The sequence below is a fragment of the Acinetobacter sp. FY683 genome (assembly GCF_059515885.1).
The window spans coordinates 99,670-113,387 of the sequence record NZ_JCAKNA010000002.1; the positions used below are offsets into that span (position 1 = coordinate 99,670).

The 13,718-nt window shown below is 37.3% G+C and carries 17 protein-coding genes; 4 read left to right on the plus strand and 13 right to left on the minus strand.

All coding sequences use genetic code 11. The annotated features are described in order from the left end of the window. Positions 1-14: 14 nt before the first annotated feature. Positions 15-197: an NF038215 family lipoprotein gene (locus AC5YDH_RS01485; RefSeq protein WP_496116500.1), complete on the minus strand. Its 183-nt coding sequence runs from the start codon at positions 195-197 to the stop codon at positions 15-17. A gap of 157 nt (positions 198-354) precedes the next feature. On the opposite strand from AC5YDH_RS01485, the gene AC5YDH_RS01490 reads away from it, so the two are divergent. Then, positions 355-1,224, plus strand: a complete 870-nt coding sequence (locus AC5YDH_RS01490; RefSeq protein WP_496116501.1) for a 1-aminocyclopropane-1-carboxylate deaminase/D-cysteine desulfhydrase — start codon at positions 355-357, stop codon at positions 1,222-1,224. Positions 1,225-1,284: 60 nt separating this feature from the next. Then, complete coding sequence (locus AC5YDH_RS01495) at positions 1,285-2,484, plus strand: BaiN/RdsA family NAD(P)/FAD-dependent oxidoreductase (protein WP_496116502.1); 1,200 nt, start codon at positions 1,285-1,287, stop codon at positions 2,482-2,484. A gap of 22 nt (positions 2,485-2,506) precedes the next feature. On the opposite strand, the gene AC5YDH_RS01500 is transcribed toward AC5YDH_RS01495, so the two are convergent. Both AC5YDH_RS01500 and AC5YDH_RS01505 read right to left on the minus strand, forming a co-directional pair. Beyond that, positions 2,507-2,653 carry a hypothetical protein gene (locus AC5YDH_RS01500; protein ID WP_496116503.1) on the minus strand — a complete coding sequence of 49 codons (147 nt, stop codon included), beginning with the start codon at positions 2,651-2,653 and terminating at the stop codon, positions 2,507-2,509. A 126-nt stretch (positions 2,654-2,779) separates the two neighbouring features. After that, entirely contained in the window at positions 2,780-2,941 is a 162-nt protein-coding gene (locus tag AC5YDH_RS01505; RefSeq protein ID WP_496116504.1) for a hypothetical protein, read from the minus strand. Positions 2,942-3,139: 198 nt separating this feature from the next. On the opposite strand from AC5YDH_RS01505, the gene AC5YDH_RS01510 reads away from it, so the two are divergent. Next, positions 3,140-3,562 (plus strand): hypothetical protein, encoded by a 423-nt coding sequence (locus tag AC5YDH_RS01510; protein ID WP_496116598.1) that lies wholly within the window; start codon positions 3,140-3,142, stop codon positions 3,560-3,562. A 155-nt stretch (positions 3,563-3,717) separates the two neighbouring features. Here AC5YDH_RS01510 and AC5YDH_RS01515 read toward each other — a convergent pair whose 3' ends face one another. After that, on the minus strand, positions 3,718-4,479 hold the full coding sequence (locus AC5YDH_RS01515; protein ID WP_496116505.1) for a ferredoxin--NADP reductase: 762 nt from the start codon (positions 4,477-4,479) through the stop codon (positions 3,718-3,720). An 84-nt stretch (positions 4,480-4,563) separates the two neighbouring features. On the opposite strand from AC5YDH_RS01515, the gene gigC reads away from it, so the two are divergent. Continuing rightward, positions 4,564-5,442, plus strand: coding sequence for a LysR family transcriptional regulator GigC (gene gigC, locus AC5YDH_RS01520; RefSeq protein WP_496116506.1), 879 nt, complete (start codon positions 4,564-4,566; stop codon positions 5,440-5,442). Positions 5,443-5,511: 69 nt separating this feature from the next. On the opposite strand, the gene AC5YDH_RS01525 is transcribed toward gigC, so the two are convergent. The 9 genes from AC5YDH_RS01525 to nuoI all read right to left on the minus strand — a co-directional run bounded on the left by AC5YDH_RS01525 (position 5,512) and on the right by nuoI (position 13,700). Further along, positions 5,512-6,096 (minus strand): cold shock domain-containing protein, encoded by a 585-nt coding sequence (locus tag AC5YDH_RS01525; RefSeq protein WP_496116507.1) that lies wholly within the window; start codon positions 6,094-6,096, stop codon positions 5,512-5,514. A gap of 105 nt (positions 6,097-6,201) precedes the next feature. Further along, entirely contained in the window at positions 6,202-6,489 is a 288-nt protein-coding gene (locus AC5YDH_RS01530) for a cold shock domain-containing protein (protein WP_496116508.1), read from the minus strand. An 82-nt stretch (positions 6,490-6,571) separates the two neighbouring features. Next, complete coding sequence (gene upp, locus AC5YDH_RS01535) at positions 6,572-7,207, minus strand: uracil phosphoribosyltransferase (protein ID WP_496116509.1); 636 nt, start codon at positions 7,205-7,207, stop codon at positions 6,572-6,574. Between the two features lie 120 nt (positions 7,208-7,327). Continuing rightward, positions 7,328-8,821 (minus strand): NADH-quinone oxidoreductase subunit NuoN, encoded by a 1,494-nt coding sequence (nuoN, locus tag AC5YDH_RS01540; RefSeq protein WP_496116510.1) that lies wholly within the window; start codon positions 8,819-8,821, stop codon positions 7,328-7,330. 3 nt (positions 8,822-8,824) lie between these two features. Continuing rightward, the gene (nuoM, locus tag AC5YDH_RS01545; protein WP_496116600.1) at positions 8,825-10,432 is read right to left on the minus strand and encodes an NADH-quinone oxidoreductase subunit M; all 1,608 of its coding nucleotides are present in this window, start codon (positions 10,430-10,432) and stop codon (positions 8,825-8,827) included. A gap of 7 nt (positions 10,433-10,439) precedes the next feature. Continuing rightward, positions 10,440-12,335, minus strand: a complete 1,896-nt coding sequence (gene nuoL / locus AC5YDH_RS01550) for an NADH-quinone oxidoreductase subunit L (protein ID WP_496116511.1) — start codon at positions 12,333-12,335, stop codon at positions 10,440-10,442. Then, positions 12,332-12,640 carry an NADH-quinone oxidoreductase subunit NuoK gene (gene nuoK / locus AC5YDH_RS01555; protein WP_154772525.1) on the minus strand — a complete coding sequence of 103 codons (309 nt, stop codon included), beginning with the start codon at positions 12,638-12,640 and terminating at the stop codon, positions 12,332-12,334. Before nuoK ends, nuoL begins: the two co-directional genes overlap by 4 nt. Continuing rightward, positions 12,640-13,158, minus strand: a complete 519-nt coding sequence (nuoJ, locus tag AC5YDH_RS01560) for an NADH-quinone oxidoreductase subunit J (protein WP_496116601.1) — start codon at positions 13,156-13,158, stop codon at positions 12,640-12,642. Before nuoJ ends, nuoK begins: the two co-directional genes overlap by 1 nt. Next, entirely contained in the window at positions 13,158-13,700 is a 543-nt protein-coding gene (gene nuoI, locus AC5YDH_RS01565; RefSeq protein WP_496116512.1) for an NADH-quinone oxidoreductase subunit NuoI, read from the minus strand. The genes nuoJ and nuoI overlap by 1 nt, the downstream gene beginning before the upstream one ends. Between the last annotated feature and the right edge of the window lie 18 nt (positions 13,701-13,718).

Here is a 13,718-nt window from a genome sequence, read left to right on the forward strand (position 1 = left end):
GCAACTTTAAATAACTATTTAAGCTTTTCGTTTAATGTCGTGGATGGTGAAAGTTTATAATCTTTATCGTGTGCAGGAACACCACCAATAATCATGGTGCGTGCTTCTATTTGCTGCTGTTGTCCTGAAGTTTGCGTATCACATGCGGTCAAACTGAGTAAGGTAAACCATGTCAAAAATAGGGTTGTATATTTCATAGCAAATCCCTCTTTAATTCCTTTCTAATCAGCATAGCATTATTGATTAAAAAACAAACATTTTATTTTTATACTATTATTCCTCCGTCAAATACATTTCTTTATGCTGTGATTTATCGCTAATATTATTTGCTATACAACCAAAGCTTTTATTTTTATGTTTAATGAAATTGCAGAAAATATTCCAGAACAACATATTTCAATACACGGCATATCTATAACCATAAAACGTCTAGATTTGATTCATCCTGCAATTTCAGGCAATAAATTTTTTAAACTCAAATATAATTTTTTAGAAGCAAAAAACTTAGGCTACTCAGGTGTATTAACATTTGGTGGTGCATTTTCAAATCATATTGCAGCAACTGCTTTTGCAGCTCATCAGTTTGGTTTTAAAAGTGTTGGAATTATTCGTGGCGAAGAGCTTGCACATAAAGCATTGAATCCAACCTTAACAACAGCACAAGATTTTGATATGCAATTAAAGTTCATTTCTCGTGAACAATATCGCTTAAAAGATTCCTCTAATTTCCTTGCTGAGCTGAAACAACAATATCCTGATTATTATATTATTCCTGAAGGCGGAACAAATGATCTTGCTATTCAAGGCTGTAAGGAAATTTTAACTGAAGCTGATCGTGAAAATTTTGACTTAATTTGTTGTGCTGTGGGTACAGGTGGCACAATTACAGGCATTATCGAATCAAGTGCTCAACATCAAACCGTACTTGGTTTTTCTGCATTAAAAGGTAATTTTTTAACTCAAGATGTTCAAACAAGAACTCAAAAAACTAATTGGCAAATCACCGATGAATTTTGTTGTGGTGGCTATGCAAAAACGACTCCTGAACTTTTAAGTTTTATACAAAACTTTGAAAATGAATTTTCAATTCCACTTGAACACATCTATACCGCAAAAATGTTATTGGGTCTTTCTAAAATGATTCAACAAAAACACATTGCTCCATCCACAAAAATTTTGGCAATTCATACAGGTGGCTTACAAGGTCGGCTTAAATCAGAATAAGTCTGAAAAACAGCGTAAAATTGTCTATAATGCCCTGCTTTTATCTCCTGTGAGTTTGTCATGTCTTCTAATCAGTATGATGTCTTAGTTTTAGGTGCTGGTGCATCTGGTTTAATGACGGCATATATGGCAGCTCAACGTGGGCGTAAAGTCGTTGTCGTTGAAAAAGCTAATAAAGTAGGTAAAAAAATTCTAATGTCAGGTGGGGGTAAATGTAACTTTACCAATCTATATGTAGAGCCATCTAACTTTATTTCGCATAATCCACATTTCGTAATTTCTGCCCTATCTCGATATACCAATTGGGATTTTATTGGCATGGTTTGCGAGTACGGCATTGAATATGAAGAGCGCAAACATGGGCAATTATTTACCCAAAATGGTGCAAAAGAAATTTTAGCGATGCTCTTGGCAGAATGTGACAAAACAGGTTTAGTCGACATTAAAACCAACTGCGAAGTAAAAGCAGTAAATGCTCTAGATGATCAAGGTTTTCAAGTTGCGACCAATATTGGTTATTTCCAAGCAGAGTCTGTTGTTGTCGCTTCAGGTGGTTTATCTATTCCAACTTTAGGCGGTTCTGCAATTGGTTATGATATTGCCAAACAATTTGGTCATCATGTTTATCCAACTCGAGCAGGGCTTGTGCCATTTACCTTTACAGATGGTTTTAAGGAAGTCACCACTCGCCTCAGCGGTAATGCCGTTGAAGCAACGCTTTCAAATGACTTAAATAGCTTTACAGAAGCTTTATTATTCACGCACCGTGGTTTAAGTGGCCCTAGCTCACTACAACTTTCTAATTATTGGGATGCAGGTCAAAGTTTCAAAATTGACTTCTTACCTTCAATCGATCTAAAAGATTTTTTCAAAGCGAAAAAGCAAAGCCAACCCAAAGTTTTATTGCGTACATTACTTTCAGAATATTTCCCGAAAAGTGTTGTAGCAGAATTACAGCAACTGATTTGGGCTGAACAAGCAGAAATCTCAATTGCCAATATTAGCGATGAAAAACTTGAACACATTGCATCACGCTTGCATGCTTTTGAAGTAAAACCATCTGGAACTGAAGGCTACAGAACAGCAGAAGTGACTTTAGGTGGTGTAGATACAACTGAGGTTTCATCTAAAACAATGGAAAGTAAAAAGCAAAAAGGCTTGTATTTTGTAGGTGAAATTTTAGATGTAACAGGACATTTAGGTGGGTTTAACTTCCAATGGGCATGGTCTTCAGCACATGCCGCATCGGAATATGTTTAATTTTATGAAGTGTTAAATTAGATTACTCTAAATAATCTGTTCTAAATAAAGTTACATTTCTTGCATTCTTCACACGCTGAAGTGTGCAATCCATTTTTTCTACCGCTTTTACAATATGTAAAGGTGGTGAAGTGAATGTATGTGTCTTCTTAATTTGTATATTCATCATTTTTAAAATCCCCATTTTATAAATTCCTATTATTTTAAAATTTATATGTTTAATAAAAATACAGTACTAACATGTAAATATTATTAAATTCTCATTATTTACAATAAACAAAATAGACCATTTTTTTTACTTTTCTTGCCCTTTATTTTCTCCTTTTTGACTTAGATCTTTTTCTATTTCTAGCTTTTCATTTGCAAAAATGAACTTATATGCACTTGCAAGAAGCCCTACTGTTAGCCCAGCGATCACAATTGGTGCAAACCAATTATTCGGTTTTTTCTTTGCCATATTCGGTCCTTATTGATCAAATGATTCTTATATTGTTTTGTATAATATTTAAACTAATATATTTTTCATTTCAATAACAATTATTATTTTCGAATCATCCTTAAAAGTGATCTATGCTCGTTCGATCAACAGATATGTGCGTGTTACCTTGAAATATGAGCTATACTATGTGCCCAATTTATGCACTTTAAGAGTTATATGGCGTATCGTCAGCAAAGTGTAACGCTTGATCTAGACACTGACGTCACACATCAATGTTCATTGCACTACACTCGTGACCAACACTTAATTGGTATTATCGAGTTTAATAAACCTTCTTATATTCTAAAATGGGGCGATCTTGAATATTTTCGTCGTCGTACAGAAGAGCTTTCTGTAATGCCATTCCCAGAATGTATTAATGCGATGGTTATCGATATTCGAAATATTGTGTCATTTTTAGATAATGAAGTTCCTATTATTCCGTGGCGTTTACTTGAAGAAGAATGTCCAATTCGTCTAGTTGTTCCACATGATCGTTTAGAACATTACATGGGGATATTTGAGCCTACATGGCTAACAACAGATGTAGAAACTGCTATTCACGAACTTCGCGAATTTATGGATATGTTTGTACATTAAAATGTATTCAACAAAAAACCTCCTTATTGGAGGTTTTTTTATTTTCAGAACTCCTCCCTTTTTTAAAGGGAGGTTGGGAGGGACTCGATTCTGAATAAATATAGCCAATAGAATCCACCCAACCCCTCCTTTTTCAAAGGAGGGGTTCAAAGGTATTACCAATAATTCTCTACTGCAATATTCCCTTCTCCACGACGGTTCATGGTCAGTCCACGCGCTTTTAATGCTTCTTTTGTGTCTTCAACCATTTGTGGGTTACCACAAAGCATAATATGCGTGGTTTCAGGATTAAGCCCTAAACCAACAGCTTTTTCTAAATCACCATTTGCAATAAGTACAGGTAAACGATCATGTAAAGGTGCTTCTGGGTCACGCGTAATAATTGGCGTAAACTTAAAACCTGTATGCCCTTCACCAAAAGTTTCAGCAATTTCTTGAATGCGTTCTGCATAAGCCAGTTCTGATGCCGTACGTACGCTATATACCAAATTAATATTTTTATAATTTTTCCATGTTTCAAAATCTTGAAGCATAGAAATAAATGGTGCTAAACCTGTACCTGTTCCCAATAGCCATAAATCTTGTGGCAAAGGCAGTTGATAACGTGCAAGGGTTAAATAACCATAAGGAATTTTTTCTAAATAAAGTTCATCGCCTACTTTTAAATGTTGTAAGTTCGATGTAAATGCACCATCAGGAACAACAATCGAGAAGAACTCCAATGTTTCATCAAAAGGTGATGAAACAACAGAATATGCACGAACCACCAATTCATCTCCAACTTTTAAACCAATACGAGCAAATTGACCTGCCGTAAATTTAAAATGAGATGGCCGTGTCATAGTGAAACTAAAGAGTGTATTGGTCCAACGATGTACAGATAAAACTTTTTCTAGACTAAATTTCTCAATTGACATGATTTGTACGTGGCATGAAAGACTATGCTCATGTTAGCATGGCGTTATAATTTGTGAATAACTTTATATGTTAAGGCTCAACCCATGCGCATGACATTACGCCAATTGGCTGTTTTTGTAGCAGTCGCTCAGGAAGGTACAGTCACTAAAGCTAGTGATGCCGTTAAGCTCACTCAAAGTGCTGCAAGTATGGCTTTAGCAGATCTAGAAGATGGCTTAGGTGCTCCACTGTTTGACCGCTTAGGTAAAAGATTACAACTCAATGATTTAGGTCGTTTTTTGCTTCCACAAGCTCTAGAAATTTTAGGTCGTTGTGATGCTTTTGAACAAGCAGCAAAAGGTGAGCTTCAAAGTATTGATTTAAGACTCGGTGCAACTCTCACCATTAGTGATTATTTAATGCCTGATCTTATGGCGAACTTCTTAAAAGTTCAGCCTCAAGCTCACCTACAACTTCAAGTAGGTAACACGCGTCAAATGATTGAAGCTGTAAATCAGTTCCAACTCGATTTAGCGCTTATTGAAGGTTCGTGCCACTTACCACAACTTCAATGTATTCATTGGCGTGATGATGAGCTAGCCGTATGTTGCTCACCAGATCATCCATTAGCAAAGTTAAATCGTGCTTTAACCATTAACGACTTTAAAGATGTTCAGTGGATTTTACGTGAAGAAGGTTCTGGTACACGTGAAGTGTTCGACAATGCCATATTAAAAGACCTACCCGATGCAAATATTCGTTTAACCTTAGGGCATAACGAAGCCATTTTAAAAATTGTTGCAGGCGGTTTAGGTATGTCATGTATTTCTAAACTTGCGATTGAACCCTTACTTGAAAAGCAACAAATTGTCATTTTAGACACACCATTTTGGCAATTAACTCGTCCATTATTTATGCTTGTTCATCGTCAAAAATACCAAGGTCCTGGTCTAAAAGCATTTATGAAATATTGCGATCAATAACTAAATATCTACACATAAAAAAGTGCCTCTAGAGGCACTTTTTTATGAAATATTCATTATGCTTTTTAATTAACGACCAAACTGTCTTTCACAAGGAATACCATCATGATTACCATCCATTTTTACATTAGGACAATTTCTTAAAAAATATACGGCCTCTTCATAAGAACGCATTTGTGAACAATGCTGACGACCATCACAGCTAAATTGATTTGTAGAATTTTTATTACTTGCCTGTTGATAAATAACAGTCTGAACCTGCTCTTGAGGGTTTTGTTCTAATTTATAATTTTGATATTTTTCATAAACAAAATACCCCAATACGCAAATTACCACTAATCCAAATGTAGTAAACAACGATCCTCCCTTTGAAGAATGATGTTTTATATCTGGTCGCTTTTCTAGAACAGATCGACTCTGAGGCGTATAGCTTTCACTCTCTACTTTAATATCGATTCGATTAAGATGAATTGCCTTCAACTTTCCATTTTCTTCACTAATTTGGAAATAAACTGTCTCACCTATTTCAGGTTCAATTTTCTTATTTGGCATATCATTAATATGAAAAAAAATATCTTTTGTATTTCCTTTTACTTCTATAAAACCATATCCCTTTTCTGAATTATAGGTTTTAACGGTCCCCTCTTTAAGCATGCTTAACTCTTATTGGTTGAATTTTCTCATTATTCTAATAAAAAAAGAGGCTTTATGCCTCTTTTAATACTCATTATTTTCAAATTTTATTGAGTAAATATACGTCTATTTACGGAAATCTGATAATAATGCAGATGTAATTGATTTATTGTGTGTCGCTACTTTAGATTTCTTTGCCTTTTTTGACAAATCTTCCAAACGTTCAATTTTCACAGCTTTAAACTTATCACCATTCTTTACTGCTTCAAATTTTACCTTATCATTTCTTTTGGGTTCAGTTTCTGTCGGAAAATCTGAAATATGAAAAAAAATATCACCCTCAGAAGATGAAATAAATCCAAATCCTTTTTCAGGATCAAACTTTATTATTTTGCCTTTATATTGCTCAGACATCACTCACACCTTAAAACAAATCACACTTCTATCAGTATATAAAAAAAGAGGCTAAAAAGCCTCTTTTTGCTCATATTCAGAATTAATCTTTTTGTACTGAACCAAAGATTTTATCGCCTGCATCACCAAGACCAGGAACAATATAACCATTTTCATTTAAACCATCATCAATAGAAGCAGTAAACATCACAACATCTGGATGAGCTTCTTCAACACGCTTAATACCTTCTGGTGCTGCAACAAGAACCATAACGCGAATATCTTTACAGCCACTTGCTTTCAATACATCAATTGCAGCAACTAAAGATGAACCTGTTGCTAGCATTGGATCAATGATCATTGCAATACGGTTTTGAACATCTGGTACTAATTTTTTATAATATGTACGTGCTTCTAAAGTTTCTTCATCACGCTCTAAGCCAAGAACAGAAACTTTAGCACTTGGAATTAAATTTAAGAAACCATCTAACATGCCAATACCAGCACGTAAAATTGGCACAACTGTAATTTTTTTACCTGCAATACGCTGAGTTGTTACTGGACCAGCCCAACCTTCAATTTCATGATCACACATTGGTAAGTCTTTTGTTGCTTCATAAGTTAGCAACATTGTTACTTCTTGAGCAAGCTCACGGAAGTTTTTAGTGCTAATTTCAGCACGTCGAAGCAAACCAAGTTTATGTCGAATTAATGGATGTTGAATTTCATGGATAGCCACGGGAGAACACCTAAAATGGTAAATAAATTTTTACCATTATAAAGGCATTTTGTCTTAGGAAAAAATAAAAAAGCCCCCAATTTGGAGGCTTTTTTTAATTATGTCGATCTTTTACGTAGATTAACGTGAACTCATCATCATATGTAATGGAGAAAGAATCTCAGATTGTACAGCCAAGCTAATAATTGGATCTGGATAAATACCAATCACCAATACCGCTAAAGTTGCTAACAATACCATGATGCCACCCACTTTTTGACCCCAGTGATCTACAGCATCAATACGTGGGTTTTCTGGTGGAGTCATGTACATTACGATAATTACACGTAAGTAGTAGTACAAGCCAATACCTGAACCCACAATGATCATTGCAGCAAGGAACCAATGTTGAGCTGTTACCGCAGCCATAACAACTAAGAACTTACCAATGAAGCCCGCAGTTAATGGAATACCTGCTAGTGATAACATCATTACTGTTAATACAGCAGTTAATACTGGACGACGCCAGAATAAACCACGGTACTCAGCAAGACTTTCAGCCTCATCTGTATTGTTATATGGGCTAGACATAAGCGCTACCGCACCAAACGCACCAATTGTTGTTAATACATAAGTAATAACATAAACAGATACATTACCAAGGCTAGCAAACGTTAAGCTAATTAAACCAATTAACAAGTAACCAAAATGAGCAATTGAAGAGTAAGCTAAAATACGTTTTAAGTTCACTTGACGAACTGCAAGGAAGTTACCTACAAGAATAGATAACACAGCAATAATAGTTAATAGTGTAACTACTGATTGAACTGCAATTGCGCCTGAAGAAAGTAAGTAACGTACAAACAAACCAATTGTTGCAACTTTCGCAGCTGTTGCTAAGAATGTTGCAATTGGTGCTGGAGCACCTGCATAAACATCTGGTGTCCATTTATGGAATGGAGCAAGAGATAATTTAAATGCAACAGCAAAGATAATGAATGCGATACCAATCAACACAAGTGGTTGATGTAGATTTTGCAATAATGTTTGTACAGAATCATAGAATGATAATGAACCTGTGTAGGCATAAATATACGCCATACCCATTAACAACATTGCAGAAGCTGTAGCTGAAAGTACAAGATACTTCACACCTGCTTCTAAAGATTTAGAACGCTGATGCGTATACGCCAATAAGCCGTATACAGGAATCGACATTAACTCAAGGCTAATGAAGAACGAAGCATAGTTTGAACTTGCAACCATTAACATTGCGCCCGTTACCGAGCCCAACATTAAGATATAGAGTTCTTCACGTTGATCTTTATAAGTCTCAATATAAGCATGAGATAAAGTACAACAAGCAAGTGCTGCAATTAAAATTAACAATTGATAAAGCATCGTAAATGGATCAACCATAAACATGCCCATCACGTTTGATGGCGCAAATGAGCCACCAAACATTGTGAATAAAATTAAAACTACAGCAAGGTTTAAACCGACCACTGAAGCTGTCGCAATTAAATCATGATTACGTTTAATTGCGGTGAGAATCATCACGACGATCATAGTCAACGCTACGATCATCACAGGAGCCAATGGCATAAGCTCAGAAAATGACATTGTGAAGTTCATGACTTATTGGATCCCCACATTTTCAAGTTGAATAGTTGTTTGCTCAACAACTTCAACGACTTCTTGAACTGGGATATAGCTATTAGCTAACCACGCCATGCTTGAATTTGAAATATCAAGGAATGTTTGTGGGAAGAGACCAAGCCATACAAGACCAAGAGCACATACTAGAAGAATAACAACTTCACGCGCATTTAAGTCTTTTAACGGACTTGCATAATGTTGTTTCTGCTCTTCATTTGGCGTACCAAATAATGCTTTGTGAATCAGGATTAAACCGTAAAGACCTGCAAACACTAAGCTTATAGCAGCAATAATTGTGAATACTGGGAACTTAGCAAATGAACCCATAAGAATCAGGAATTCACCGATAAAGTTACCTAAACCTGGTATACCCACAAGTGCAGCAACGAAGAACATTAAGAAGAATGGTAAATATTGGAATTGACCACGAAGACCACCCATCAAACGTAAATCACGTGTATTTAAACGTTCATACACTTGACCACACATAATGAACAATGCAGCAGATGACAAGCCATGTGCCAACATCATAATCATTAAGCCTTGGAACGTAAGAAGGTTACCTGCATAAATTGCAAGTAATACGAAGCCCATGTGCGAAATAGATGTATACGCAAGTAAGCGTTTCATATCTGTTTGTTGGAATGCACACCAAGCACCGTAGAAAATACCAACCAAACCTAAAATAATTGCGATATCTGCAAATTGTGCAGAAGCCGCTGGGAAGAATGGAATTACGAAGCGAAGTAAACCGTAAGCAGCAGTCTTAATTAAGATACCTGCAAGGTCAACAGAACCCGCTGTAGGCGCTTGAGCATGTGCATCTGGTAACCAACCGTGTAATGGGAAAACTGGAAGTTTTACCGCAAAACCGATGAATAAACACACCATGAAGCCATACGCTAAAGCTGGGAAGTTTGCTTCTAAGTAATGAGCAGCAAGTAATAAATCATTATAGGCAAAGCTAATTTGACCTGTTACAGCAATCGCATTAAAGATCACAAGACCTAAAATACCAATCAACATAATCAAGCCAGCAACTTGTGTATAAATGAAGAATTTAGTTGCAGCATAAACACGTGACTTACCATTTGCTCCTGAATGACCCCAAAGTGCGATCAAGAAGTAAATAGGTACTAGCATCATCTCCCAGAAGAAGAAGAATAAGAACAAGTCAATTGCTAAGAATACGCCAATTACACCACCTAATGACCATAAAAGGTTTAAGTGGAAGAAGCCAACATTCTTCTGAATTTCACCCCATGAACAACCTACTGCAAGAATACCAAGTAATGCAGTTAAGCCCACCATAAGAAGTGAAAGACCATCCACGGCTAAGTGAATGTTAATGCCAAGGCTTTGAATCCAAGGTAGGTTGAATTCTGCAGCCCATGTAGGAGTCTGTTGTAAACTAAAGTCATACCCACCTTGTGCCCAAAGCACAAGAGTGAGAATTAAAGTTACAATCATACCAATGAGTGCGATGTAACGCGGTAAGTGTTGATCAAGCTTATCAACTAACCAACATGCAAAACCTGCAATGAACGGTACAAGGATCAGTGCGGGTAAAATCCAATTGTTTGTGATTTCCATCTTATTTCCCCACAACCTGAGTCACGATCAAAATCATCAATAACACAATAATGCCTAAAGCCATGCTTGATGCATATTCGCGTAAAGAACCTGTTTGACGTGAACTTGTAAAGCTATTACCACCTTTCACAATAGCTGGTAGTACTAACCACAAACCATCAATTGGATCACGACCAACAAGCTTCGCGAAGAACAAATATGGTTTTACAAACACAAGGTCATATAACGCATCGAAACCAAGCGCATTGCGACAGATATTTACCAGACCAGCACCCAAGCAAGTACGTGTAAATGCTTGAACTGCTTTGTATGCAAAAGCAAATAAGATAATACCAACCACTAAACCTGTAAGTGCAATTGCAGTAGCGACATATTCAGCGCCATGTGCACCTGCTTCTAAAGCTTCAGGAATAATAAATGCAGGAATGTGAGCAGCATCTAGAATGCTCATTACAGGTGCTTTCAATACAATTGCAACACCAGTAGAAAGCACAGCAAGAATTGATAAAGGCAACCAGTAAGTTACACCTTTAATTTCATGGTATGCAGTTTTCTCTTCGCCAAAGAATACAACCCAAATTAAACGGAATGTATAAATAGACGTTAAGAATGCACCAGCAACACCTGCCCAATATAAGCAGTTGTAAAGTGGAATACCTGCAATATGACTTTGTGTCCAAACTGCAGCTAAGATTGCATCTTTAGAGAAGAAACCAATTGTTAAGAATGGAATCGCTGCCAATGCACCGCCACCAATCGCGAAACAAGCAAATAAGAATTTATTACGCTTGAACAAACCACCCATTTTGAAAATGTTTTGTTCGTGATGGTAAGCAAGAATCACCGCACCTGAAGACAAGAATAATAATGCCTTGAAGAATGCGTGAGTAAGCATGTGGAATAGACCAGCTTGGTACGCTTCAGCACCAACAGCCATAAACATATAACCGAGCTGACTCATTGTTGAGTACGCCAAAATACGTTTGATGTCTGTTTGAACCAATGCAGCAAAACCAGCAACCAACAATGTCACCGCACCTGTAATAGAAATGAATAACATCACTTCTGGCGCAAGTTCAAATACTGAGAACATACGGCAACATAGGTAAACACCTGCTGTAACCATTGTTGCAGCATGGATCAATGCAGATACTGGTGTAGGACCAGCCATCGCATCTGCAAGCCAAGTTTGCAATGGAATTTGAGCAGATTTACCAGCAGCACCTAAGAACAACATTAAAGCTGTCCAAATGGTAATAGATGAACTTTGTGTCATCACATTTGCAGCGTTATCTACAATAAATTGTGTATTTAACGTACCGAATTGTTGATATAACAAGAACAATGCGATCAGTAAGAATACATCACCAACACGAGTTACAGTGAATGCTTTAATTGCAGCAAAACCGTTTGCAGGTGTTTGGTAGTAGTAACCAATAAGCAAGTATGAGCAAAGACCAACGCCTTCCCAACCCAAGAATAACAATGCTAAGTTGTCGCCTAATACAAGAAGCAACATGCTTGTTACGAATAAGTTGAAGTATGAGAAGAAACGTGCGAAGTCTTCTTCACCACGCATATACCATGATGCAAAGATGTGAATTAAGAAACCCACACCTGTGATCATGCCCATCATCAATAATGATAGACCGTCTAAATGTAAGCTAAATTCTGGTGCAAAACCTGCAACATTGAACCAAGTCCAAAGGTACTGAGTTGTTGCTACCGAGCCATTATTTACAAAGTCGACACCAGCAATAAGTGCAAATAAAGCTGAAAGTCCAACAGAACCTACACCAATAATTGCTGCAATATTTTCAGGAAGTTTGTTACGTCCTGCCGCTAAAAGGATAAAACCAATGAGCGGAAATAATACTGTTAAATATAAATAACTCATCCGCGCATCTCACTAGCAGCATCCACATCCAAATGATGGAAGCGATGGTAAAACTGAAGCACGATCGCAAGACCGATACACGCCTCTGCCGCAGCAAGCGTTAAGATCAAGATGAACATGATTTGACCATCTGGTTGTGCCCATGCACTACCTGCCAATACAAACGCCAAAGCAGCAGCGTTCATCATGATTTCAAGGCTCATTAAAATAAACAATAGATTGCGTCGAACCATTACACCGTAAAAACCAAGTGCAAAAAGAATGGTCGCAACGATCAAACCATGTTCTAAAGGGATGTGGCCCATTATTCTTTTTCCTCTTCAGCACTTGGATCACGTTTACCGATATGGAAAGCAGCAACTAATGCAGCTAACAATAACATTGCGGCAACTTCAACCAATAATAGGTAGTGAGTAAAGAGCGCTTGACCAACCGCTTTAGGACCAACAATTTCCTGTCCCATAAGCGCTACACTTTGTGTGTAGTCTGAACCAAGCATCCAAACAAGTAACAAGCCCATTAAGAAACTCATTAATGCCGGATAAGCCCATGCAGATGATGCCAACCATTTACTTTCTTGCTCAACGGTATGTTGACCAAGGTTAAGCATCATCACCACGAACACGAATAACACCATGATCGCGCCAGCATAAACAATAATTTCAAGCGCACCAGCAAATGGTGCACCAACAATCATGAACATACCTGCAACAGCAAGTAATGATACGATCAAGCTTAGTAAAGCGTGTACCGGGTTCGTGTTTGTTACAACACGAACTGTAGAGACAATGGCCACAAGTGCCATCAAGTAAAATGGCCACATCATGGTAATAGACTCCGTACATCAACTGGCGCACTTTCACGTTGCGCTTGACCTTTATCTTTACCAGCAACAGCCATACCTGTTACACGGTAGAAGTTATAGTCAGGATATTTACCAGGACCTGAGATAAGTAAGTTTTCTTTCTCATATACAAGGTCTTGACGCACATACTCACCTAATTCGAAATCAGGTGTCATTTGAATTGCAGTCGTTGGACATGCTTCTTCACACATACCACAGAAAATACAACGCGAGAAGTTGATACGGAAAAACTCCGGATACCAACGACCATCTTCTTTTTCTGCTTTTTGTAGTGAAATACAACCTACTGGGCAAGCAACCGCACATAAGTTACAAGCAACACAACGCTCTTCACCATCTGGGTCACGTGTTAACACGATACGACCACGGAAACGTGGCGGTACGATATCTTCAGCTTTCACTTCCGGATATAAAATGGTGTCACGTTTACGTGTCACATGGCTAAATACCATGAATAACGAACGAACGATTGACCCAAATCCAGCTAGAAACTTAAACATTTTATTCTCCCTGCTGTC